This window comes from Kitasatospora sp. NPDC056327, assembly GCF_042261735.1.
Lineage (GTDB): Bacteria > Actinomycetota > Actinomycetes > Streptomycetales > Streptomycetaceae > Kitasatospora.
Window position 1 is genome coordinate 32,738 of the sequence record NZ_JBHJRC010000004.1, and the last position, 22,072, is coordinate 54,809.

Annotated in this window: 20 protein-coding genes; 11 read left to right on the forward strand and 9 right to left on the reverse strand. The window is 74.6% G+C overall.

Annotated features, from left to right (window positions below):
- Nucleotides 1-22: 22 nt before the first annotated feature.
- Together ACFCX4_RS01105 and ACFCX4_RS01110 are read right to left on the reverse strand one after the other, a co-directional pair.
- Nucleotides 23-976 (reverse strand): class I SAM-dependent methyltransferase, encoded by a 954-nt coding sequence (locus ACFCX4_RS01105; protein WP_376137777.1) that lies wholly within the window; start codon nucleotides 974-976, stop codon nucleotides 23-25.
- 32 nt (nucleotides 977-1,008) lie between these two features.
- Nucleotides 1,009-2,034 (reverse strand): NAD(P)/FAD-dependent oxidoreductase, encoded by a 1,026-nt coding sequence (locus ACFCX4_RS01110; RefSeq protein ID WP_376137852.1) that lies wholly within the window; start codon nucleotides 2,032-2,034, stop codon nucleotides 1,009-1,011.
- Between the two features lie 219 nt (nucleotides 2,035-2,253).
- Here ACFCX4_RS01110 and ACFCX4_RS01115 point away from each other — a divergent pair, with 219 nt between their 5' ends.
- Complete coding sequence (locus ACFCX4_RS01115) at nucleotides 2,254-3,312, forward strand: aldo/keto reductase (protein WP_376137779.1); 1,059 nt, start codon at nucleotides 2,254-2,256, stop codon at nucleotides 3,310-3,312.
- Nucleotides 3,313-3,400: 88 nt separating this feature from the next.
- On the opposite strand, the gene ACFCX4_RS01120 is transcribed toward ACFCX4_RS01115, so the two are convergent.
- Nucleotides 3,401-4,324 carry an NAD(P)-dependent oxidoreductase gene (locus ACFCX4_RS01120; protein WP_376137780.1) on the reverse strand — a complete coding sequence of 308 codons (924 nt, stop codon included), beginning with the start codon at nucleotides 4,322-4,324 and terminating at the stop codon, nucleotides 3,401-3,403.
- Between the two features lie 107 nt (nucleotides 4,325-4,431).
- On the opposite strand from ACFCX4_RS01120, the gene ACFCX4_RS01125 reads away from it, so the two are divergent.
- Nucleotides 4,432-4,785 (forward strand): winged helix-turn-helix transcriptional regulator, encoded by a 354-nt coding sequence (locus ACFCX4_RS01125; RefSeq protein WP_376137853.1) that lies wholly within the window; start codon nucleotides 4,432-4,434, stop codon nucleotides 4,783-4,785.
- A gap of 109 nt (nucleotides 4,786-4,894) precedes the next feature.
- On the opposite strand, the gene ACFCX4_RS01130 is transcribed toward ACFCX4_RS01125, so the two are convergent.
- Entirely contained in the window at nucleotides 4,895-5,317 is a 423-nt protein-coding gene (locus ACFCX4_RS01130; protein ID WP_376137781.1) for a DUF350 domain-containing protein, read from the reverse strand.
- Nucleotides 5,318-5,490: 173 nt separating this feature from the next.
- Between ACFCX4_RS01130 and ACFCX4_RS01135 the strand changes: the two genes are divergently transcribed.
- The 3 genes from ACFCX4_RS01135 to ACFCX4_RS01145 all read left to right on the forward strand — a co-directional run bounded on the left by ACFCX4_RS01135 (nucleotide 5,491) and on the right by ACFCX4_RS01145 (nucleotide 9,038).
- Complete coding sequence (locus ACFCX4_RS01135) at nucleotides 5,491-5,919, forward strand: hypothetical protein (protein ID WP_376137782.1); 429 nt, start codon at nucleotides 5,491-5,493, stop codon at nucleotides 5,917-5,919.
- Nucleotides 5,920-5,925: 6 nt separating this feature from the next.
- Nucleotides 5,926-7,155: a glutathionylspermidine synthase family protein gene (locus ACFCX4_RS01140; RefSeq protein WP_376137784.1), complete on the forward strand. Its 1,230-nt coding sequence runs from the start codon at nucleotides 5,926-5,928 to the stop codon at nucleotides 7,153-7,155.
- A 65-nt stretch (nucleotides 7,156-7,220) separates the two neighbouring features.
- Nucleotides 7,221-9,038, forward strand: a complete 1,818-nt coding sequence (locus ACFCX4_RS01145; protein ID WP_376137785.1) for an NHL domain-containing thioredoxin family protein — start codon at nucleotides 7,221-7,223, stop codon at nucleotides 9,036-9,038.
- Nucleotides 9,039-9,119: 81 nt separating this feature from the next.
- Here ACFCX4_RS01145 and ACFCX4_RS01150 read toward each other — a convergent pair whose 3' ends face one another.
- Nucleotides 9,120-10,433, reverse strand: coding sequence for a M18 family aminopeptidase (locus tag ACFCX4_RS01150; RefSeq protein ID WP_376137786.1), 1,314 nt, complete (start codon nucleotides 10,431-10,433; stop codon nucleotides 9,120-9,122).
- 534 nt (nucleotides 10,434-10,967) lie between these two features.
- Here ACFCX4_RS01150 and ACFCX4_RS01155 point away from each other — a divergent pair.
- From ACFCX4_RS01155 to ACFCX4_RS01165, 3 genes are read left to right on the forward strand one after another with little or no spacing between them, the layout of a single operon-like run.
- Nucleotides 10,968-12,575 (forward strand): peptidoglycan-binding protein, encoded by a 1,608-nt coding sequence (locus tag ACFCX4_RS01155; RefSeq protein ID WP_376137787.1) that lies wholly within the window; start codon nucleotides 10,968-10,970, stop codon nucleotides 12,573-12,575.
- Nucleotides 12,572-13,342, forward strand: coding sequence for an ABC transporter ATP-binding protein (locus ACFCX4_RS01160; protein ID WP_376137788.1), 771 nt, complete (start codon nucleotides 12,572-12,574; stop codon nucleotides 13,340-13,342). Before ACFCX4_RS01155 ends, ACFCX4_RS01160 begins: the two co-directional genes overlap by 4 nt.
- Complete coding sequence (locus tag ACFCX4_RS01165; RefSeq protein ID WP_376137789.1) at nucleotides 13,339-14,586, forward strand: ABC transporter permease; 1,248 nt, start codon at nucleotides 13,339-13,341, stop codon at nucleotides 14,584-14,586. Before ACFCX4_RS01160 ends, ACFCX4_RS01165 begins: the two co-directional genes overlap by 4 nt.
- A gap of 178 nt (nucleotides 14,587-14,764) precedes the next feature.
- On the opposite strand, the gene ACFCX4_RS01170 is transcribed toward ACFCX4_RS01165, so the two are convergent.
- Complete coding sequence (locus ACFCX4_RS01170; protein WP_376137791.1) at nucleotides 14,765-16,594, reverse strand: acyl-CoA dehydrogenase; 1,830 nt, start codon at nucleotides 16,592-16,594, stop codon at nucleotides 14,765-14,767.
- Between the two features lie 227 nt (nucleotides 16,595-16,821).
- On the opposite strand from ACFCX4_RS01170, the gene ACFCX4_RS01175 reads away from it, so the two are divergent.
- Together ACFCX4_RS01175 and ACFCX4_RS01180 are read left to right on the forward strand one after the other, a co-directional pair.
- The gene (locus tag ACFCX4_RS01175) at nucleotides 16,822-17,322 is read left to right on the forward strand and encodes an SseB family protein (protein WP_376137792.1); all 501 of its coding nucleotides are present in this window, start codon (nucleotides 16,822-16,824) and stop codon (nucleotides 17,320-17,322) included.
- A 152-nt stretch (nucleotides 17,323-17,474) separates the two neighbouring features.
- Nucleotides 17,475-18,434: a pirin family protein gene (locus ACFCX4_RS01180; RefSeq protein WP_376137793.1), complete on the forward strand. Its 960-nt coding sequence runs from the start codon at nucleotides 17,475-17,477 to the stop codon at nucleotides 18,432-18,434.
- A 53-nt stretch (nucleotides 18,435-18,487) separates the two neighbouring features.
- On the opposite strand, the gene ACFCX4_RS01185 is transcribed toward ACFCX4_RS01180, so the two are convergent.
- The 3 genes from ACFCX4_RS01185 to ACFCX4_RS01195 form a co-directional block, all read right to left on the reverse strand.
- Nucleotides 18,488-19,339: an integrase gene (locus ACFCX4_RS01185; RefSeq protein ID WP_376137794.1), complete on the reverse strand. Its 852-nt coding sequence runs from the start codon at nucleotides 19,337-19,339 to the stop codon at nucleotides 18,488-18,490.
- A 383-nt stretch (nucleotides 19,340-19,722) separates the two neighbouring features.
- The gene (locus ACFCX4_RS01190; protein ID WP_376137796.1) at nucleotides 19,723-20,352 is read right to left on the reverse strand and encodes a TIGR03086 family metal-binding protein; all 630 of its coding nucleotides are present in this window, start codon (nucleotides 20,350-20,352) and stop codon (nucleotides 19,723-19,725) included.
- The gene (locus ACFCX4_RS01195) at nucleotides 20,349-21,263 is read right to left on the reverse strand and encodes an alpha/beta hydrolase (protein WP_376137798.1); all 915 of its coding nucleotides are present in this window, start codon (nucleotides 21,261-21,263) and stop codon (nucleotides 20,349-20,351) included. Before ACFCX4_RS01195 ends, ACFCX4_RS01190 begins: the two co-directional genes overlap by 4 nt.
- Before the next feature lie 153 nt (nucleotides 21,264-21,416).
- Here ACFCX4_RS01195 and ACFCX4_RS01200 point away from each other — a divergent pair, with 153 nt between their 5' ends.
- On the forward strand, nucleotides 21,417-22,070 hold the full coding sequence (locus ACFCX4_RS01200) for a TetR/AcrR family transcriptional regulator (RefSeq protein ID WP_376137800.1): 654 nt from the start codon (nucleotides 21,417-21,419) through the stop codon (nucleotides 22,068-22,070).
- Nucleotides 22,071-22,072 lie beyond the last annotated feature (2 nt).

Here is a 22,072-nt window from a genome sequence, read left to right on the forward strand (position 1 = left end):
TACGGGCGGTCGGGGGGCGGCCTCAGGCCCCTGCCGCGTCCGCCCCTCCGGCCGCGCGGGCGGTGTGGACGGTGAGCGCCGTGAGGTAGAAGGCGTCGGGGCGGGCCAGGATCCCGGTGGGGGCCTCGCGGTCCAGCAGGGCGTCCAGCACCGCGAGGTCGTCCTCGTCGAGGACGTCGCCGAACTGCTCGCGGCGGCGCGAGAGCTGGACGTGCAGGAACTCACGGGCAGGGGCGTCCAGCGGAGCCGGCCGGTCGACCAGGAAGGTCCGGGTGCCGCCGGGGACCAGCCCGGCCGCGGCCAGCATCGCCGGCCAGTCCTCGACCACGGCCACCGCGTCCGGGACGGACTCGCGCATCGCCGCGAAGACCTCCTCGTGCGCCGCGTCCAGCCGCGCCTGGAGCCCGGGACGGCCGAGGCCGAGATCGCGCGGGAGGTAGCGGGCCGGCAGGCCGCGTTCGGCGACGGCCAGCAGGCCGCCCGGGCGCAGCGTCCCCGCCAGTGCGGTCAGCGCCGCCTGCTGGTCGCCGAGGTGGTGGATCGCGTTGCCGGACCAGACGAGGTCGGCGGTGCCGAGCGTGCCGAAGTCGGCGGGCAGGTCGGCGCGCCGGGTGCCGACCCGGCCGGCCGAGCGGGTCCGGGCGCGCTCCAGCAGGGCCTCGGACTGGTCGACGGCAACCACCTCGGCGGCCGGGAAGGCCTCCGCCAGCAGGCCGGCGACCACTCCGGGACCGCTGCCCACGTCGAGCACCCGGCGGACGGGGGTGCCGTCCAGCAGACCGCCCAGCCACCGGGCGGCCCCGGTGACGGCCGGGGTGTGGAGTTCGGCCTCGCGCTCCAGGTGGCCGGAGAGGGCCTCCCAGTCGAAGTCGGCGTCGTGGCCGTGCTGGTGGGCGTGCTGGTGGGCGTGAGCGTGGGCGTGGTTCTCGCCCGGGTGGCCCCGGTGGTCGTGGTCGCGGTGGGTGTGCTGGGTCATGGGTACGGCGTCCTCTCGGGAAGGGGGTGGGCTCACACTGCGGTGGTGAAGGCGGCGAGGGCGCGCTCGACGTCCTCGTCCACCAGGTCGTGGTTGAGCGCGAAGGCGGCCGCGGCGCCCGCTCCGGCGGCGGTGACCACCTGGGCCCGCGGATCGGCGACGTTGCCCACCGCCCACACCCCGGGCACGCTGGTGCGGCCCGTGCGGTCGGTGGTCACCCAGCCCTGCGCGTCCCGCTCGCAGTCCAGGCCGAACAGCAGCGCGTCCCGGGGCACCATGTGCGGGAAGAGGAACACCGCCTCGCGCGGCACGGCCGTGCCGTCCGCCAGTTCGACGCCGCGCAGCCGGTCGCCGGTGACCACGAGCCGCTTGATCCGGCCCTCGACGACCCGCACGCCCCGGGCGTCGAGCCGGGCGCGGTCGTCGGCGGACAGCTCCAGGTCGTGCGCGAGGAGCACCACGTCGGCCGACCACTGGCGGACCAGCAGCGCCTGCTGCACCGCGCCCGGGTGGGTGCCGAGCACGCCGAGCGGGCGGTCCCGGACCTCGTAGCCGTGGCAGTAGGGGCAGTGCAGCACGTCACGGCCCCAGCGGCCGGCCAGGCCGGGCAGTTCCGGCAGGCCGTCCCGCAGACCGGTGGCGACGGCCACCCGGCGGGCCCGCAGCGCGGGGCCGCCGGCCAGATAAACGGCGAACCCGGGGCCCGCACCGGACGGGAGCGGATCGATGTGGTCCACCCGGGCGTCCAGCAGATCGACGCCGTACCCCGCCAGCTCGGCGCGGCCGGCCTCCAGCAGCGCGGCCGGCGGCATGCCGTCCCGCGTGAGGAAGCCCCGCATGTGCTCGGCCGGGGCGTTGCGCGGCTGCCCGGCGTCCACCACGGCAACCCGGCGGCGGGCCCTGGCCAGCACCAGGGCCGCGCTCAGGCCCGCGGCGCCGCCGCCGACCACGACCACGTCGTGGCCGGTGTCCCCCGGGTTCCCGGGCACCGGCCCGGCCGTCCCGCCCGTCCCGCTTCCGCTCGTCCCGCTCGTTCCGTTCGTCCCGGTCACGGCGATCACCTCCACTGCCAGGCTGCGCCGGACGACGGACGGGAGGCAACTTTCGTTGCTGTTTCGGCAACGCCTTCCGGGCGGGAGCGGATCCCGTGCCCTGTCCCCCCTTGCCCTGGAGTGCGCTCCAACTCCTAGGGTCGGCAGCCGCGGCACCGCTTCACAGCACCGCCGCCCACCGCTCCACCGCACCGACACACCGACACACCCAGGGGGACCACCACCATGCGCTACCGCACGCTGGGCGGCACCGGCATCGAGGTCAGTGCCCACTGCCTCGGCACCATGATGTTCGGCGCGATCGGCAACCCCGACCACGACGACTGCGCCCGGATCGTCCACACCGCGCTCGACGCGGGCATCAACTTCGTCGACACCGCCGACATGTACTCGGCCGGCGAGTCCGAGGAGATCGTCGGCAAGGCGCTCCAGGTCCGCGGCGACCGCGACGACGTCGTGCTCGCCACCAAGGTGCACTTCCCGATGGGCGAGGGCCGCAACCGGGGCGGCAACTCCCGCCGCTGGATCGTCCGCGAGGTCGAGGAGAGCCTGCGCCGGCTGCGCACCGACCGGATCGACCTCTACCAGGTGCACCGGCCCGACCCCGGCACCGACCTGGAGGAGACCCTCGGCGTGCTCGGCGACCTGGTGCGGGCGGGGAAGATCCTCGCCTTCGGCTGCTCGACCTTCCCCGCCGAGGAGATCGTCGAGGCCCACCACGTCGCCGAGCGGCGCGGCCTGTCCCGGTTCCGGACCGAGCAGCCCCCCTACTCGCTGCTCGCGCGCGGTGTCGAACGGGACGTCCTGCCGACCGTGCAGCGGCTCGGCATGGGGGCGCTGACCTGGTCACCACTCGCCTCCGGCTTCCTCACCGGCCGCTACCGCAAGGGCCGGCCGGTCGACCTGAGCAGCGGCCGGGCGGCCCTGATGCCGGCCCGGTTCGACCCGGCGCTGCCCGTCAACCAGGCCAAGCTGGACGCCGTCGAGCAGCTGACCGCGCTCGCCGGGGACCTCGGCCGCACCCTGCCCGAACTGGCCGTCGCGTTCCCGCTCGCGCACCCGGCGGTCACCTCGGTGATCATCGGCCCCCGCACCCACGGCCAGCTGACGGCCGCCCTGAAGGGCGCCGACCTCGTCCTCGACGACGCCGCCCTGGACCGGATCGACGCCATCGTCCCGCCGGGCACCAACGTCTACCACCCGGACGGCGTCTGGCAGCCCCGGCCGCTCACCGACCCCACCCTGCGCCGCCGCCTCCCCGCCGACCGCCCGGCGGCCGGGTGAGCGCCGCCGCGGAACCCGCGCCGCGGTGCCGGCACGGCGTCCGGCCCGCCGGGGCGCCCCCCGAACGCCACCGGCCGTCCCCCGGGGCTCAGGTCCGCAGGAGGTCGATCACGCCGGTGAGGCTCTCCTCCCCGCTCCCCTCCGCCAGCCGTCGCCGCATCAGCTCGAAGTAGGGCGAGAGCAGCTCCGCGCTCACGCCCTGCTCCTCGGCGGTGCGCAGGAACGTCGGCACGCCGGCGACCTGCATCGCCAGGTTGGAGACGACGTCCCGGGTGTAGTCGCCGGCCGCCAGCTCCCCGGCGGTGGCGGCGACCGAGCCGGTCATCGCGGTCAGCCAGGAGGAGAGCAGCGGGGCGAGCCCGACCGGGTCGACGGCCTCCGCCCGGACCAGCGCGAAGGCGTGCGCGACGCCCGCGAACATGCCGTACATCGCGCTCAGCAGCGCCACGTCGTACAGCGCGGCCAGGCCGGCGTCCTCGCCCACGTACCGGGTGCCGGCCGGGACGGCGAGGGCCGCGCGGTGCTCCTCGAACGACCCGCGCGAGCCGCTGTAGAAGACGTACGGGCCCGCCGCCGGGACGCCGATCATCGGCGGCACCGCCATGATGCCACCGTCCAGGTAGCGGGCGCCCCGGCCGGTCACCCAGCGGGCCCGGTCACGGGCCGTGCCGGGGGTGCCGGTGACCAGGTTGACGACGTCCCGGCCGGTGAGGTCGACGCCGGACAGCGCCTCCTCGACCGAGGCGTCGTCGAGCAGGCAGACCACCACCAGCCGGTTGGCGGCGACCGCCCCGGCCGCGGTGGCGGCGACGGCGGCGCCCTTCGCGGCGAGCGGTTCGGCGCGGGCGGCGGTGCGGTTCCAGACGGTCAGCGGGTGCCCGGCCGCGAGCCAGGCCCCGGCCAGCGCGGTCCCCATCGCACCGAGGCCGAGCAGGGTGAGCGGGGCCGGCGGAGTCTCGGCGGGGGTTCCGGCGGGGGTTCCGGACGGGGCGTCAGCAGTGTTGTCGGTCATGCCGATCAGCCTGCTTCCGGGCCCACCGGCGCTCAAGTACGCACTTCGGAGTGGGTGGTTACCCTGGGGTGAGCGAGCAGGCCGGCGAAGGGGTGGGTGGACAGGACATGGCGACCGTGCCGAGGCCCGGCGCACACGTGTGCGGGATCGACGCCGCGATGGACGTGATCGGCGGCAAGTGGAAGGTGCTGATCCTCTGGGCGCTGGCCGAGCGGCCGAGCCGGCGCTTCGGCGAGCTGCGCCGGGACGTGCCGGGGATCACCGAGAAGGTGCTGGCCGCCCATCTGCGAGAGCTGGAGGCGGACGGCATCGTGCACCGCGCGTCGTACGACGAGGTGCCGCCGCGCGTGGAGTACTCGCTCACGCCGGCCGGGCGGCGGCTCAACGAGGCGCTGGCCCCGCTGGGTGCCTGGGGGCGGGAGTACGTACGGGACGGCCGGCCGGACCCGGTCGGCGCGTAGCGGCCCGCGGGGTCCGGCCGGCCGTCGGGCCCGCGTCGGACGGGTGCCGGGCGGCGCGCGTCGGGTGACAGGTGCCGGAAGACGCGTGCCGGGCACCGGAGGGATCGTGTCAGGCGATCGAGGCGGAGACGATCGCCGCCACCGCGAGGTTGCAGCTGGCCGTCACCCAGACCGCCGGGTGCGGCTCCGGGTCGACCAGGATCGCGCCCAGCTTGCCCGGCGTCAGCACGTCCACCACCCAGAACGCGACCGCCATCAGCACCAGGCCCAGCACGCCGAAGGCGGCGGTGGAGGCCAGGCCCTTCCCGAAGTCCTCGTAGGTGTAGAGGATCGCGGTGAAGACGATGCCGCCGATCCCGAGCAGCGCCGAGCTGAGCAGCACGGCGGCGTTGCGGTTGCGCTCCACCCAGATCTGGTGGCCGAGCTTGCCCGGCGTCAGCACGTCCACCAGGACGATGCCGAGGAGCAGCAGGACGACACCGACGCCGCCGAAGACCGCCGCCGCGCCGAGACCGTTCAGGATGTCGTTCATGGGTGTGGCCCCCCGGGTCCGTTTGGCAGGTCGCAGGCCGTGGGGCGGGCCGCCCGGGCGGGGGCCGGAGCCACGGTCAAGGATCGGCAAAAGATAACCCATCGGGGCCGGCTCCGGACGGGGAACGGGGGCCCCTCCCGTGGGGTCCCGGCCCGCGCGTACCATCGGACGCCATGACCCAGCCGCCGCCCGCCAGTCCCGCGCCGAGACCGGACGCCGGCGTCCGCCGCCCGGCCGTGCCGGGCCCGGCCCTCCCCGGAACCGCCGGCACCCCCGCACCGTCCGCCGCTCCTGCCGTCGCCCCCGGCAGCGCCACCCGCCGCCGCTCCGGCGTCGTCGCCCTCGGCATGGTCGGCACCCTCGCGCTGGCGCTGTCCGGCTGCTCCTCCTCCGGCGGCACGCCGAGCCGCTGCGTCGACCCGGGCACCCTCAAGGTCCTCGACAGCCACTCCTGCGCGGCCGGCAGCGGCGTCACCGCCGGCCGCTGGTACTACTGCGGCTCCGGCGGCACGACCGTCTCCGGCGGCACCTTCGACAAGGCCGCCGCCAAGCGCGGCGGCTTCGGCTGCCCGAAGGGCTCCAGCGGCTCGGGCGGGGGCTGATCCGCCGTGCGCCGCCGAACCGTCGAACCGCGCCGGGACTGGCTGGCCACCGTCGAGGGGCAGGGCCTGATCTACGCGATGTGCTCGGACCCCTGCAACCAGGGCGGCCCGCACGCCTACTGGGACGAGTCCGCCTACTACGAGTTCTCGCTGCCCGAGGTGGAGGCACTGGAGGAGGTGGTCGAGGAACTGCACGAGCTGTCCCTGGCCGCCGCCGGCCACGTGGTGCGCACCGGCCGGTTCGCCGACTACGGCATCACCGACCCCCGGCTGGCCGCCGCCGTCGCCGAGTCCTGGCACCGCCGCGACGAACAGCCCTCCGTCTACGGGCGGTTCGACCTGGCGTACGACGGGGCCGGCCCGGCGAAGCTGTTCGAGTACAACGCCGACACCCCGACCTCGCTGATCGAGGCGGCCGGCCCGCAGTGGTTCTGGATGGAGGAGCGCTTCCCGCAGGCCGACCAGTGGAACTCGCTGCACGAGCGGTTGGTCGCCTCCTGGGCCCGGCAGAAGCACCTGCTGCCGCCCGGCCCGGTGCACTTCGCGCACTCGCGCGGCGACACCGAGGGCGAGGACTGGATGACCACCCTCTACCTCCAGGAGTGCGCCGAGCAGGCCGGCATCGAGACCGTCGGCATCGCCATGGAGGACATCGGCTGGGACGCCCTGTCCGGCCGCTTCGTCGACCTCGACCACCGCTTCATCCGCTCCGCGTTCAAGCTCTACCCGTGGGAGTGGCTGGCCTCCGACGAGTTCGGCGAGCAACTGCTGGACGTCATCGACCACGGCGGCTCCACCGGCTCCACCCTGTGGATCGAACCGGCCTGGAAGATGCTGCTCTCCAACAAGGCCCTGCTGGCCGTCCTCTGGGAGCTCAACCCGGGCCACCCCAACCTGCTCCCCGCCTACCTGGACGGCCCGCGCGAACTCGCCGCACCGGACGGCCCCGGCTACGCCGCAAAGCCGCTGCTGGGCCGGGAGGGCGCGGGCGTGCGCATCGTCGAGCCGGGCGGCCGCGAGACCCGCCTCGCCGACTGGGCCGGCGACCCGGACCGCTACGGCGCCGAGGGCCACTGCTACCAGCAGCTGCACCCGCTGCCCGACTTCGACGGCAACCGCCCCGTCCTCGGCACCTGGGTCGTCGACGGCGAGGCCGCCGGCCTGGGCATCCGGGAGACCGACGACAGCCCCATCACCCACCAGGGCGCCCGCTTCCTCCCCCACCTCATCGTCTGACCCCGGGCCCGGCCCCGGCCCCGGGTCGCGGAATGCCGGCGGCCACCGTGCTGTTTGATTGGCCCATGGCATCTCGTGCACGTGTACGCGCTCCCGAGCTGGTCGGGGCAGGCGGTTGGCTGAACACCGGCGGCAAGGAGCTCACGCTCGCCGACTTCCGGGGCAAGATCACCGTCCTGGACTTCTGGACGTTCTGCTGCATCAACTGTCTGCACGTCCTGGACGAGCTGCGGGAGCTGGAGGAGAAGCACCGCGACACCGTGGTGATCGTCGGAGTGCACTCGCCCAAGTTCGTGCACGAGGCCGACCACCGGGCGGTGGTGGACGCGGTGGACCGGTACGAGGTGCACCACCCGGTGCTGGACGACCCGGCGCTCGCCACCTGGAAGCAGTACGCGGTGCGGGCCTGGCCGACGCTGGTGGTGATCGACCCGGAGGGGTACGTGGTCGCCCAGCACGCCGGCGAGGGCCACGCGCACGCCATCGCCCGGCTGGTCGAGGAGCTGGAGGCGGAGCACACGGCCAAGGGGACGCTGCGGCGCGGCGACGGCCCGTATGTGGCGCCCGAGCCGGTCGCCGGGGAGCTCAAGTTCCCGGGCAAGGCGGTCCGGCTGCCGAACGGGAACCTCCTGGTGGCCGACTCCGGGCACCACCGCCTGGTCGAGCTGGAGCCGGACGGCGAGACCGTGGTGCGCCGGATCGGCGACGGCGTGCGCGGTCTGGTGGACGGCACCGAGCCCCGGTTCAGCGAGCCGCAGGGCCTCGTGCTGCTGCCGGAGGGCACCGCCGGGTACGACGTGGTCGTCGCCGACACCGTCAACCACGCGCTGCGCGGCGTCCGGCTGGCGGACGGCAGCGTGACCACCCTGGCCGGCACCGGCAAGCAGTGGTGGCAGGGCTCCGCGACCGCGGGCCCGGCCCGCGAGGTGGACCTCTCCTCGCCGTGGGACGTCGCCTGGTTCGACGGCCGGGTGTGGATCGCGATGGCCGGCGTCCACCAGCTGTGGGCCTACGACCCGGCCGCCGGCACGGTCGGCGTCGCGGCCGGCACCACCAACGAGGGTCTGGTCGACGGACCCGCCGCCGAGGCCTGGTTCGCCCAGCCCTCCGGCCTGGCCGTCTCGGCGGACGGCGAGCGGCTCTGGGTCGCCGACGCCGAGACCTCCGCCGTGCGCTGGGTTTCACGTGAAACCAAGGAGGTGCACAGCGCCGTCGGCACCGGCCTCTTCGACTTCGGGCACCGCGACGGCGCGGCCGGGCAGGCGCTGCTCCAGCACCCGCTGGGCGTCACCGTGCTGCCGGACGGCTCGGTGGCCGTCAGCGACACCTACAACCACGCGCTGCGCCGCTACGACCCGGCGAGCGGCGAGGTCAGCACGCTGGCCACCGACCTGCGCGAGCCGTCCGGCGCGGTGCTGGTCGACGGCGACATCGTGGTGGTCGAGTCCGCCCGGCACCGGCTGACCCGGCTGCGGCTGCCCGAGGAGGCCGTCCGGGTGGACGCGGTGGCGCACCGCACCCGGCGGGCCGCCACCGAGGTCGCACCGGGCGCGCTGCGGCTGGACGTGGTCTTCCAGGCCCCCACCGGCCAGAAGCTGGACGAGCGCTACGGCCCGTCCACCCGGCTGCTGGTCAGCGCGACCCCGCCCGAGCTGCTGGTGTCCGGTGCCGGCGCGGACACCGCGCTCTCCCGCGAGCTGGTGCTCTCCGCGGAGGTGACCGAGGGCGTGCTGCACGTCTCGGCGATGGCGGCGTCCTGCGACGACGACCCGGCGATCGAGTACCCGGCCTGCCACGTCCACCAGCAGGACTGGGGTGTGCCGGTGCGGCTCACCGCCGACGGCACGCGCCGGCTGCCGCTGGTGCTGGCGGGCATGGAGTGACGACCGCCCCGGGCACCCCCGGGCGGCGACGGACGGAGGGGCCCGGCGGACATCGCGTCCACCGGGCCCCTCCGTCGGTGCTCAGCCCTCCAGGAACGCCTTGATCGCGCTCGCCAGCAGGTACGGGTCCTCCGCGCCGCAGAGCTCGCGCGCCGAGTGCATGGAGAGCGCGGCGATGCCGCAGTCCACGGTCTGGATGCCGAGGCGGGCCGCGGTGATCGGGCCGATCGTCGTCCCGCAAGGCATGGCGTTGTTGGAGACGAAGCTCTGCCACGGCACGCCGGCCCGCTCGCAGGCCTCCGCGAACACCGCGCGGCCGACGCCGTCGGTGGCGTACCGGTTGTTGACGTTGACCTTGAGGATCGGCCCGCCGTTCGGCAGCGGGTGGTGGCCCGGCTCGTGCCGCTCGCTGTAGTTCGGGTGGACGGCGTGGCCCATGTCGGAGGAGAGGCAGACGGTGCCGGCCAGCGCCCGGGCCCGGTCCTCCAGACCGCCGCCGCGCGCGTACACGCTGCGCTCCAGGACGTTGCCGAGCAGCGGGCTCTGCGCGCCGGTGTCCGACTCGCTGCCGGTCTCCTCGTGGTCGAAGGCGGCCAGCACCGGGATGTACGGCAGCGCGACGCCGTCCGTCCCGGCGGCGGTCGCCACGGCGGCGAGCGCGGCGGTGGCGGCGTGCACCGAGAGCAGGTTGTCCAGCCGCGGACCGGCCAGCAGCTCGCGGTCCCGGCCCAGGTAGGAGGCGGGCTGGACGTCGTGGGTCATGAGGTCCCAGCCGGTCACCTCGGCGACGTCGACCCCGGCGCGCTCGGCGACGTAGGCGATCAGCCCGCCCTCGTCGACCGGGCCGAGGCCCCAGATCGGCGTGAGGTGGCGCTGCTTGTCGAGCTTCATGCCCTCGTTGACCTGGCGGTCCAGGTGGATCGCCAGCTGCGGGACGCGCAGCAGCGGCTCGTCCAGCTGGACCAGCCGCCGGCTGCCGTCGCGCAGGGTGAGCCGCCCGGAGAGGCCGAGGTCCCGGTCGAGCCAGGTGTTGAGCGGCACCCCGCCGTAGATCTCCACCGCGACCTGCCGCCAGCCAGCCGACCCGGTGTCGGGGATCGGCTTGACCCTGAGGTTGGGTGAGTCGGTATGGGTGCCGACCACCCGGAACGGTGTTTCCGGTCCCGCGCCGTCCGGTACGTACCAGGCGATCAGCGCGCCGCCGCGGACGACGTACCGGCCGCCGGCCAGACCGTCCCAGGCGTCCGTTTCCAGCACCTGTCGGAAGCCGGCTTTCTCCAGACGCTCGGCCGCGCTCGCGACCGCGTGGTAGGGCGACGGCGAGGTGCCGAGGAAGGCGATCAGGTCATCGGTGTGCGTCCGGTCGAAGAAGGCCTGGCGGGCGGCGGTCGACATGCTGCTCCTGGGTCGAGGGAGGGCCGAAGGCCGAAATGGGGGATCGGCTTCGCACTCTGAGCATATGCCCGTACACGGACATGACACTCGGAGCATCCCAACGGATGCAGAACGCAGACAGAAACGTGAACTGCCGCCGCACGCCCGTCCGTCACCGAGTGCGTCCGCGCGGGCACACAGCCGCGCCGAACACCCGTCAGCTCGCCGTCCGCAGTCCCTCCGGCCTCCTCGCCGACCCGTCCACCGGCAGCTCCGGGAGGACCGCCGGCACCGCGCCCGCCGGCACCGCGCCCGCCGGCCGGGCGGCGGGCGGCGGGCGGCGAACCGCAGCAGGCCCGCAGCAGCACCCCGCGGACCGCCGGGTCCCAGCCCGCCAGGTCGACCCCGCCGACCGGTTCGAACAGCAGGAGCACCTCGGTACCGGTCAGCTCCGGCAACCCGACCGACCGACAGTCCCCGCTATTCCCGTCTATTCCCAGCAGACTCTCCGCACGCGACACTTGGTCTCATCAAGTGTCATGGGAGACATCATTGTTGACGATCAGTTCGGGCGAATCCGAGTCCGGCGGCGAGAGCGCGACGGAGGCGTTCACGACGCCGCCGGGCCGTTCCCGCACCGCCCGCCGCAAGCGGGTACTGCTGGTCGTGGCGGCCGTGGCCGCACTGCTCTCGGTGGGTGGGCTCGGAGCGGCGACGCTGGTGAAGTCACCGGCCGAGCGGGCCGCCCGGGCTGCTCCGCCGCCCAACAGCCTGATCACCGCGCCGGTCGTCAGCCGAGTGCTGAACCGGTCGGTGCCGACCCGGGGCGTCGTCTACCCGCCGACGCGGTACGACATCGTGCCCGGCAGCGCCTCGGCGGAGGTCACCCAGCTGTACGTCTCCAAGCTGACCGTGAGAACCGGGGACACGGTTGCCAGTGGCCGGCTGCTGGCCGAGGTCTCCGGGCAGCCGCTGATCGCACTGAAGGGTCCGGTGCCCGCCTACCGGGACATCAGGCCCGGCAGCAGCGGCCCGGACGTGGGCGAGCTCCAGGAGGCCCTGACGGAGCTGGGGTTCTCCGTCGGGGCGGACGCCGGGGGGGAGTTCGGGGCCGGCACCGCCAAGGCGGTCACCGAGTTCTACCGACGGCTCGGCTATCCGGCCCCGACCACCGGCGCCGCCACCCAGCAGGCGGTCGACGCCGCGCAGAAGGCGGTGGACGCGAGCCGGCAGGCCGTCGACACGCTCACCGCGCAGAAACGGGCCGGGCAGGCGGCGCCACCGGCCGCGCCGGTGCCCACCGGCACACCCGCCGGCACGCCCACCGCACCCACCGAGCCCACCGCACCCACCGTGCCCTCGACGCCGGCCGCCGCCCCCGCCGCCCCGCCGGCCGGCGGCGACCTCGACCAGCAGATCGCGGCCGCGAAGAAACAACTGACCGCCGACCGCGCCGCCCTGGCCAAGGCCGCCGCCGTCAACGGCCCCATGGTGCCCGCGGCCCACGTCGCCTTCCTGCCGGCCCTGCCCGCCCCGGTCACCGCGGTCAACGGCCAGGTCGGCTCGCCGGCCTCCGGCACCCTGCTCTCGCTCACCAGCGGCGGGCTCAGTCTGACCGGGCAGCTGACCCCCGCCCAGGCGACCGGGGTGAAGCCGGGCATGGCCGTGGAGATCCTCGCCGAGGACACCGGCACCAGGCTCACCGGCACGGTCGCGGAACTCGGCGCCCCGACCACCACCGCCCCGGCCGGCCGGGTGATCACCCTGGGAGGTGCCACCGCCGCAGGGGCCGGTCAGGCCGGTGGCGCCGGCGCCGCCCCTCCCGGCCAGAACAACCAGGGCGCGAACCCCGCCGGAGCGGCCGCACCGTCCTACGTCCCCCTCGCGGTGACCCCCGCCGCCCCGCTGCCCGCCGAGCTGAACGGCAGGAACGTCCGGCTCACCGTCCTCAAGGACAACGCCGACCAGCCCGTCACGGCCGTCCCGGTCGCCGCGATCTCCACCAACGCGTCGGGCCGGACCTCGGTCACCACGGTGGACGCCGCCGGACGCCGGACCACCGTACCGGTGACCACCGGGGTGTCCGCCGACGGCCTGGTCGCCGTCACCCCGGCCGACGGCGCGGTGCTCGGGCCCGGCGACCAGGTGGTGGTCGGCAAGTGACCGGACCGCCCGTCCACCGGAGCCCCGGCGGCCCGCCCGTCCACGACTGTCCCGCCGAACCGCCCGTGATCGCCCTGCACGGGGTCGGGCGCTCCCACCCCGGGGATCCGCCCGTCACCGCGCTGCACCCCTGCGACCTCACCGTCCGCCGCGGCGACTACCTGGCCGTCACGGGCCCGTCCGGCTCCGGCAAGTCCACCCTGCTGCACCTGCTCGGGCTGCTCGACAGCCCCAGCCGGGGCCGCTACGAGCTGGACGGCATCGACACCGGCGGTCTGCGCGACCGGGACCGCTCGACCCTGCGCGGCCGGCGGATCGGCTTCGTCTTCCAGTCCTTCCACCTGCTGCCGCACCGCACCGCCGAGGAGAACGTGCTGCTCGCCCAGCTCTACAACCGCACCCCGGCCAGGACCCGCCGGGCCGCCGCGCTGGAGGCACTGCACCGGGTCGGCCTCGGGCACCGGACGGACGCGCTGCCCACCACCATGTCGGGCGGCGAGCGCCAGCGGGTGGCGATCGCCCGGGCCCTGGTCAACCGCCCCAGCCTGCTGCTCTGCGACGAGCCGACCGGCAACCTGGACTCGGCCAACGCCGCGGCGGTGCTGGACCGGTTCGACCGGCTGCACGCGGAGGGCTTCACCCTGGTCGTGATCACCCACGATCCGGCCGTGGCGGACCGGGCCGGCCGCCGGATCGGCATCCGGGACGGGCGGCTCACCCCGCTGCCCGGTCCGGACGCCGCGGCGGAAGGGGCGGGTGCCCGGTGAAGCGCACCCCGCTCCACGAGCCGTCCTCCCGGCTGGGACTGCGCGACCTCGGTTCGGAGTCGCTGGCCGGCATCCTGCAGCGCCCCGGCCGCTCGGTGCTGACCGTCCTCGGCACCGTGCTCGGCATCGGCGCGTTCGTCACGGTGCTCGGCCTCACCGCGACCGCCTCCGGCCAGATCGGCGAGCAGTTCGGCCTGACCAGGGCCACCACGGTGGACGTCGACGACCGGCCCCGGACGGACGGGGTCGCGCCGGGTGCCAACCCGCCGACGAACTTCCCGGCCGACACCGACACCCGGCTCGCCCGGATCGACGGCGTCCGCTCGGGCGGGGTCTGGTGGCCGCTGCCCGGCGCCCCGGCGGTCTCCGGCCGCCCGGGCGGGGAGAGCGAGGGCACCGGCCTCGCCGTCCTCGCCGCCACGCCGGGCGCGGTCGCGGCGATGGAGCCGACCCTGACGGCCGGCGTCACGATGGACCCGTTCGTCCAGGAGACCGCCCAGCCGGTCGTCCTGCTGAGCAGGGCCGCCGCGACCCGGCTGGGCGTCGGCCGGCTCGACGCCCAGCCGGCGGTCTTCATCGACTCGCTGCCGTACACGGTGATCGGCATCTACTCGGACGTCCGGCGGCAGCCCGGCGCGCTGCTCGGCATGATCGTCCCGGCGAGCACCGCGCTGGCGCGGTACGGCAACCCGGGCGGCGAGCCGGACCGGACGGCCCGGGGGCTGATCGCGACCCGGGCCGGCGCGGCCCCGGTGGTGGCCGCGCAGGTGCCGGTCGCGCTGCGGCCGGACGCCCCGGACGCGTTCACCGTGCTCCCGCCGCCGGACCCGCACAGCCTCCAGGACAGGGTGACCTCGGACCTCACCGGACTGTTCCTCGCGCTGGCCGCGATCTGTCTGCTGGTCGGCGCGGTCGGCATCGCCAACACCACGCTGGTGGCGGTGCTGGAGCGCACCCAGGAGATCGGCCTGCGCCGCTCGCTGGGTGCCCGGACCGGGCACATCGCCGCCCAGTTCCTCACCGAGTCCACCGTGCTGGGGACGCTCGGCGGGCTGATCGGCACCGGCCTGGGGGTGACGACGGTGGTCGCGGTCGCCGCCGCCCGGGACTGGACCGCGGTGCTCCAGCCCGCCGTGACCCTGCCGGCGCCGCTCATCGGCACCGCGGTCGGGCTGCTCGCCGGTCTCCACCCGGCGCTGCGGGCCGCGCGCACCGACCCGCTGCAGGCGCTGCGCGCGGCCTGACCGGGCGCGGCCCTGCCGTGCGCCGACGGCGCCGCACCGCACCGCCGCAACCGCAACCGCTACCGCAACCACAGACGAACGCGGACGAACGCGGACGAACGCGGACGCGCCGAAGGGCCCGGTCGGGGGACCGGGCCCTTCGGCGCGAGGGTGGGTCAGGCGGTCTTCGGGGCCGGCGTCAGAACGCCTCCTCCGCCAGCTCCATGATCTCGTTGTCGATGCCCTCGGCGATCAGCCGCTGCGAGGCCACGGTCGGCAGCACGTTCCTGGCGAAGAAGCGGGCGGCCGCCACCTTGCCCCGGTAGAACTGCACGTCCTTCCCGGAGGCGCCGGCCTCCAGCTTGGCCAGGGCCACCGCGGCCTGGCGCAGCAGCAGCCAGCCGACCACGACGTCGCCGGAGACCATCAGCAGGCGGGTGGTGTTGAGGCCCACCTTGTACATGTTCCGGACGTCCTGCTCGACCGAGGAGAGGTCGGCGAGCAGCTTGCCGACGACGGCCTCCAGGTCCCCGGCGGCCTTGGCGAGCAGCTCGCGCTCGGCGGCGAGGGCGTCGCCGCCCTCGGCGGCACCGAGGAACTTCTGGATCTGCTCGGACAGGGCGGTGAGCGCCTGGCCACCGTCCTTGACGATCTTGCGGAAGAAGAAGTCCTGGCCCTGGATGGCCGTGGTGCCCTCGTAGAGGGTGTCGATCTTGGCGTCCCGGATGTACTGCTCGATCGGGTACTCCTGCAGGTACCCGGAGCCGCCGAAGGTCTGCAGGGACTGGGCGAGCTGCTCGTAGGACTTCTCCGAGCCGTAGCCCTTGACGATCGGCAGGAGCAGGTCGTTGAGGCGCTCGGCGGCCTCGTCGTGCTCGCCGCGCAGCTTGGCGGCCGTCATGTCGTCCTGGACCGAGGCGGTGAACAGCACCAGGGCGCGCATGCCCTCGGCGTACGCCTTCTGGGTCAGCAGCGAGCGGCGGACGTCCGGGTGGTGGGTGATGGTGACGCGCGGGGCGGTCTTGTCCAGGAACTGCGAGATGTCGGCGCCCTGCACGCGCTCCTTGGCGTACTCCAGCGCGTTCAGGTAGCCGGTGGAGAGGGTGGCGATGGCCTTCGTGCCGACCATCATCCGGGCGAACTCGATGATCTTGAACATCTGGCGGATGCCGTCGACCTTCTCGCCGAGCAGCCAGCCCTTGGCCGGGTGCTTGGCGCCGAAGGTCATCTCGCAGGTGTTCGAGGCCTTGAGGCCCATCTTGTGCTCGACGTTGGTGGCGTAGACGCCGTTGCGCTCGCCCAGCTCGCCGGTCCGCCAGTCGAAGTCGAACTTGGGGACGATGAACAGGCCCAGGCCCTTGGTGCCGGGCTTGCCGCCCTCGGGGCGGGCCAGCACCAGGTGGACGATGTTCTCGGACATGTCGTGCTCGCCCGAGGTGATGAAGCGCTTGACGCCCTCGATGTGCCAGGAGCCGTCCTCCTGGCGGACCGCCTTGGTGCGGCCGGCGCCCACGTCCGAACCGGCGTCCGGCTCGGTGAGGACCATGGTGGAGCCCCAGAGCCGGTCGGTCATCCGCCGGGCGACCTCAAGCTGCTCCTCGGTGCCCTCCTCGGCGATGACGCCGGCGAAGGCCGGGCCGGAGGAGTACATCCAGATGGCCGGGTTGGAGCCGAGGATCTGCTCCGCGAAGGCCCAGATCAGCGAGTTCGGGGTGACCTGGCCGCCGATCGACTCCGGGATGCCCAGGCGCCACCACTCGGCGTCCATGAAGGTCTGGTAGCTCTTCCGGAAGGCGGCCGGGACCGGCGCGGTGCTGGTCTCCGGGTCGAACACCGGGGGGTTGCGGTCGGTGTCGGCGAAGGACGCGGCGAGGTCGTTCTCGGCGAGGCGCGCGATCTCGCCCAGGATGTTCTTCGCGGTCTCGACGTCCATGTCCGCGAACGGTCCGGTGCCGTACACCTGGTCGCGGCCGAACACCTCGAAGAGGTTGAACTCCACGTCCCGCAGGTTGGACTTGTAGTGACCCATGGCCGTTTTCTCCGGTTCGTCGCTTCCGGGAGAACGCCGCGTTCGGGCGCCCCGTACCCACCAGTAGGCCTCATGATGCTACCCAGCGGTAACTTGTTTCAAGCCCCCGTCACCGAATCCTCCCGGGATTCCGCCGTGAACGTGGTCACGTCCCACAATCCGGGGCGGCCACTCCTTGTCAGGATCGGCGCCCGCGCGGGCGGGCGCGCTCCCGATAGCCTGTCCGTGTGTACGGCTATGACCAGAACGCGTACCCGGGCGACCCCTACCAGCAGGCGGGGCCGCAGCCGGGCATGAACGGCATGCCCGGCCCCGGCCCGTACGGCGAGCAGCCGCCGAGCGCACAGCAGTCCCTCTACCCGGAGCCGTCCCCGCCGTCCCTGGCGGACGCCGTCCGGGCCTTCACCACCGGCTCGATGGCGGTGGAGGACTTCCAGGCCATCTTCATCACCTCCAAGGTGCACTGCCCGCGCGGCGAGCGGCCGGGCTTCCTGGCCCTGCACAACACGCCGACGCCGGTGATCCCGATGTTCAGCTCGCTGAAGGAACTGCGCCGGTACGCCGGCAAGGACTCCAAGCACTTCACCGTCACCGGCGCCGAGGTCCTCGACCTGCTGCCGACCGGCTACGGCTTCGCGCTGGACATGGAGGGCGAGCACCGGATGGTGTTCGACGCCAAGGCGGTCGAGCAGATGGTCGACTTCACGATGCGGCGGATGTACGGCTGACGGAGGATGGACGAGGGCCCGCCCGCCCCGACGGCGGGCCGCCCGGAGCGCGTCGCGCGACCATTTGGTTCAACTTTCAACTTGCTTCTTGTTGAGCATTGAACTAATCTCGTGGACGCAGGCCAGAGGAAAATCCCCCGAAGGAGGCCGACATGCCCGCCGTGACCGTCGAGAACCCGCTGACCCTCCCGCGCGTCGCCACCCCGGACGCCGCCACCTCGACCGCCCGCCCGGTCCTCACCGTGGCCACCGCCCCCGAGGGCTTCGAGGGCGAGGGCTTCCCCGTCCGCCGCGCCTTCGCCAAGATCAACCAGAAGTACCTGGACCCGTTCATCATGATGGACCAGATGGGCGAGGTGGACTACGCGGCCGGGGAGCCGAAGGGGACCCCCTGGCACCCGCACCGCGGCTTCGAGACCGTCACCTACATCATCGACGGGACCTTCATCCACCGGGACTCGCACGGCGGCGGCGGCACCATCACCGACGGTGACACCCAGTGGATGACCGCCGGCTCGGGCCTGCTGCACATCGAGACCCCGCCGGAGTCCCTGGTGCGGTCCGGCGGCCTGTTCCACGGCCTCCAGCTGTGGGTGAACCTGCCCGCCTCGGACAAGATGATCACCCCGAAGTACCAGGACATCCGCGGCGGCAGCGTCAAGCTGCTCAGCACCGACGACGGCGGCGCGCTGCTGCGCGTGATCGCCGGCGAGCTGGACGGCCACCAGGGCCCGGGCACCACCTTCACCCCGATCACCATGATCCACGCCTCGATCAACCCCGGCGCCCAGATCACCCTGCCCTGGCGCTCCGACTTCAACGCCCTCGCCTACGGCCTCGCCGGCAACGGCTCGGCCGGCACCGACCACCGCCCCTTCCACCGCGGCCAGGCCGTCGTCTTCGGCGACGGCGACTCGATCACCCTGCGCGCGGACGGGAAGCAGGACTCCCGCGACGACAACTTCGAGGTCGTCCTCCTCGGTGGCCTCCCGATCCGCGAGCCGGTCGCCCACTACGGCCCGTTCGTGATGAACAGCCACCGCGAACTCCAGCAGGCCATGGAGGACTTCCAGGCCGGCCGCCTCGGCACCATCCCCGCCGACGCCCGGTAGGAGTCACCCGGAACAGCACGGCCCGTGCGGACCCGCCCCGGAAGGCGGCGGGTTCACGCGGGCCGCGTTGCCCCGAACGGCTCCTGGAGACGGGCGTAGAGGGCCGAGGCGTCGTCGTGCGCCTTGCCGCGCGGCCAGCGCTCGCAGGCGGCGTCCGCCCGTTCCACCGCCCGCACCTGGGCGATCAGCTCGGCCGGTCCGCACTCCGCGAGCAGCCGCAGCGCGTCGCCCCAACTGCCCAGGCCGAAGCGCTCGGTGAACCGCGCGGCGCCGTCCGAGAGAGCGGCCACCGCGCGCAGTCCGTCCAGCGGGGCGAACCCGGTCTCGGCGTGCGCGGCCGCCCGCGGACTGGCGGCGGCGATCCACGGGCCGTGGCCGGAGTTGCGGGCGGCCCGGACCGCCAGCGTGTACTCCAGGTGCAGCGCGGCGCGCTCGGCGGATCCCGGCACCGTCGACCACACCTGCCGGCGCAGTTCCTCGCCGCCCGGGAAGCGCTGGTTGTCGCCGATCACCCGGGGCGGGCCGTCGACCGGCTCCAGGACCAGCAGCGAGTCGCCGAGCACCAGGTACTCCAGCGCCGACCCGTGCCGGCGGGCCGCGACCACCATCGCGGCCGGGGTGTTGGGGTGGGCGAGGTCGCAGCGCCCGCCGTGCAGGGCGGCCGTCTCGGCGATCGCGTCGGACAGGCACTCGGCGATCGAGCGGTCCGCGCGGTCGGTGAGCCGGGTCAGCAGGTGCACCCCGAGTCTGCGGACGTACCAGGCGGTGCCGTGGTGGCACCCCGACTCCAGACCGGTCGGCGAGCTCGAACCGTCGAGCAGGACGAGCGCCTCCGACGTGGCCGCCGCGAAGTCCTCGCTCACGCACTCCGGCCGCCGTGCTTCCCCTGCCAGCTGTACCTGCATCCCGACAGTGTGCGCGCCGGCGCGGCGCGAGCCCAGACCCGTGCACGCGCGGTGCCGCACTCCCCCGGTGGCAGCGCGGGTGATCCGGCCATACCGTCGGACCGGGGGTGGACTGTTCGGCCGATCCCGGCCCCGGGGGTTCGGGATCCCCTCCGGGGGACCCGCGCCCGCGGCTCCGACGACGAGGAGCGACGGATGTTCTGGGAGTTCATCGTGCTACTGGCCGCCTCGTTCGGCTTTCCGACCGCCGCGCTGCTCTTCCTGATCGGCGGGCCCCGCTTCCCCGACGAGCAGCGGCCCGGCCGGCGGTAACCCGGCCGGCCGGAGGCGGCGGCCCGGACGGCGGGGCGGCGGCCCCGGCACGGACGGTCCGCCGGGGACGTTCAGCGCACCGGTTCCGGGAGCGCCCAGGCCGGGTCGCGGCCCAGCAGGGCGAGCGCACGCTCGAACGGCCCGGCCGTGTCCCGCGGCGTCCGGACGGCGGCGAACGCCCGCCCCGGCGCCCGGTCCGCCGGTCCGGCCGGCACCGCCCCGGCCACCGCGAGCAGCGTCCGGGCCAGCTGCGGCTCCGCCTCCACGGCGGCCGTCAGCCGGTCCGGCGGGCCCAGTGCCGCCGCCACGTCCCAGGCGTGCACCAGGGTGTCCAGCAGGTGGAAGCCGACCGCCCGCTCGAACGGGACCGGACGGCCGGGGAGGATCTCCGGCAGCCAGAGCGGGGCCGGCCACCGGGCCGCGGCGGCGAGCGCGAACGCGGTGGTCAGCCGCGCCGCCGAGTGCCGGAAGGCACCGGCCGGATCGCCGTGCACCGGGACGTCGCGCCAGAGCGCGAGGTCCGGACCGGCGCCCCGGGCGGCCGCGGTGAAGCCGTCGTGCCGGCCGACCACGTGCTCCAGCAGCCGCCGCAGCGACCAGCCGGCGCACGGGGTCGGCAGCACCAGCTGCTCCGGCTGCACGGTGTCCACCACGCCGGCGGCCAGTTCCAGGGAGCGGGCGTGCAGTTCGAGCAGGCTCATCCCGCGTCCACCGCCGTCGCCGTCCCGGGCGCGTCAACCGCCCTCGCCGTCGCCGTCGCCGTCCCGGCGGACAGGAAGCCGATCACGTTGTCGAGCACGGTGGGCTCGGTGAGGATCCGCCGGTGCCCGAGGCCCCGGGTGACCAGCAGCTCCAGGCGCTCCCCGTAGGCCGCCCGCAGCCGGCGGGCCTCGGTGAACGGGACGACGTCGTCGTCCTCGTCGTGCGCCACCAGGATCGGCAGGCCGATCTGCCCGGGGTCGCGGGTGGCGTCGAAGTGCGCCCGGACGTCGGCGACCCCGGGGAACATCGCCCCGCTCTCCGCCAGTCGCGTCAACTCCCTCTCCACGGTGGCGTTCAGGCCGGCCCTGGCGCAGAAGGCGGCGGGCAGCCAGGAGATCCCGGCGACCCCGGCGACGGCGACCAGCCGCCGCGCCTCCAGGCCCTCGCGCAGCGCCAGGAAGGCCGCGTTGGCACCCATCGAGTGGGCGACGACCGCCTCGAAGGCGCCGTACTCCTCCTGGAGCCGCAGGGCGAGGGCCCGGTGGTCCAGCACGGTGGCGGTCCGCCCGCCGGAGTCCCCGTGCCCGGGGGCGTCGTAGCCGACGGCGCTCAGGCCGAGCGCGCGCAGCCGGGGCACGAGGTCGGCGAACCGGGACGCCCGGGACTGCCAGCCGTGCATCAGCAGGACGGGCCGGGCGCCGTCGCCCCAGCGGTGGACCACGACCGGTGCGCCGCGGTGACGGATCGTCCGGGTGACGGCCCGCGCGTGGACCTCGCGCTCCCGGGTGCGGACCCGGGAACGGCGCAGCGGGTGGCGGTAGAGCGCGAACGCGGCCCGGCCGGCGAGGCCGGGGGCGACGGACGCGGTGGTGTTCAGGGCGGTGCGGATCAGTGCGACGGCCGGGTCCATGCGGAACTCCTGTGGGTGCCGAGGGGCGAGAGCCGGACTCCGCGAGATATTAGCACGACCGTTCGTGCTTTTTTAGTGTCCCGGCGCTGCCCCCCGCTACCCTGGGCGGCACGGACGGAGTCCGGCGCACGGGCCGGAGAACTGGGGTGAGAAGTGGCCGGACCGAACACGCCGACCACCGACGGACGGGTCCTGCGCGGCGAGGAGACCCGCCGGACGGTCCTGCGCCGGGCCGTGGACATCGCCTCCGTCGAGGGTCTGGACGCACTGTCGATCGGCCGGCTCGCCGCCGACCTCGGACTCAGCAAGAGCGGCGTCTTCGCCGGCTTCGGCTCCAAGGAGGAGCTCCAGCTCGCCACCATCCGCGCGGCCCGGCGGATCTTCTCCGACGCCGTGCTCGACCCGATCGCCGCCGAACCCCCCGGCCTGCGCAAGGTCCGGCTGCTCTTCGAGTCCTGGCTCGCCTACTCGCGCGCCCGGGTGTTCCCCGGCGGCTGCTTCTTCTACGAGGTCACCGCCGAGTACGACGCCCGCCCCGGCCCGCTGCGGGACGCCCTCGCGGCCAACGGGCGGGAGTGGCGGGCCACCGTCCTCGGCCTGGTGAACGGCGCCCGCGACACCGGCGAACTGCGCGCCGACACCGACCCCGAGGACCTCGCGTTCACCCTGATCGCACTGCTGGAGAGCGCCAACCCGCTGGCCCTGCTGTTCGACGAGGACACCCCGTACGAGCGGGCGCACCGCGCCGCCCTGCGCCTGCTGCGCGCCGACGCCACCGACCCGGACTCGCCCGCGCTGGCCGGGTGACG

Excerpts from the sequence above, each read along its gene's own strand:
- ACFCX4_RS01105 (WP_376137777.1), bottom strand. The coding sequence starts at position 976 with ATGACCCAGCACACCCACCGCGACCACGACCACCGGGGCCACCCGGGC.
- ACFCX4_RS01115 (WP_376137779.1), top strand. The coding sequence starts at position 2,254 with ATGCGCTACCGCACGCTGGGCGGCACCGGCATCGAGGTCAGTGCCCAC.
- ACFCX4_RS01120 (WP_376137780.1), bottom strand. The coding sequence starts at position 4,324 with ATGACCGACAACACTGCTGACGCCCCGTCCGGAACCCCCGCCGGAACC.
- ACFCX4_RS01125 (WP_376137853.1), top strand. The coding sequence starts at position 4,432 with ATGGCGACCGTGCCGAGGCCCGGCGCACACGTGTGCGGGATCGACGCC.
- ACFCX4_RS01130 (WP_376137781.1), bottom strand. The coding sequence starts at position 5,317 with ATGAACGACATCCTGAACGGTCTCGGCGCGGCGGCGGTCTTCGGCGGC.
- ACFCX4_RS01135 (WP_376137782.1), top strand. The coding sequence starts at position 5,491 with ATGACCCAGCCGCCGCCCGCCAGTCCCGCGCCGAGACCGGACGCCGGC.
- ACFCX4_RS01145 (WP_376137785.1), top strand. The coding sequence starts at position 7,221 with ATGGCATCTCGTGCACGTGTACGCGCTCCCGAGCTGGTCGGGGCAGGC.
- ACFCX4_RS01150 (WP_376137786.1), bottom strand. The coding sequence starts at position 10,433 with ATGTCGACCGCCGCCCGCCAGGCCTTCTTCGACCGGACGCACACCGAT.
- ACFCX4_RS01170 (WP_376137791.1), bottom strand. The coding sequence starts at position 16,594 with ATGGGTCACTACAAGTCCAACCTGCGGGACGTGGAGTTCAACCTCTTC.
- ACFCX4_RS01180 (WP_376137793.1), top strand. The coding sequence starts at position 17,475 with ATGCCCGCCGTGACCGTCGAGAACCCGCTGACCCTCCCGCGCGTCGCC.
- ACFCX4_RS01185 (WP_376137794.1), bottom strand. The coding sequence starts at position 19,339 with ATGCAGGTACAGCTGGCAGGGGAAGCACGGCGGCCGGAGTGCGTGAGC.
- ACFCX4_RS01190 (WP_376137796.1), bottom strand. The coding sequence starts at position 20,352 with ATGAGCCTGCTCGAACTGCACGCCCGCTCCCTGGAACTGGCCGCCGGC.
- ACFCX4_RS01195 (WP_376137798.1), bottom strand. The coding sequence starts at position 21,263 with ATGGACCCGGCCGTCGCACTGATCCGCACCGCCCTGAACACCACCGCG.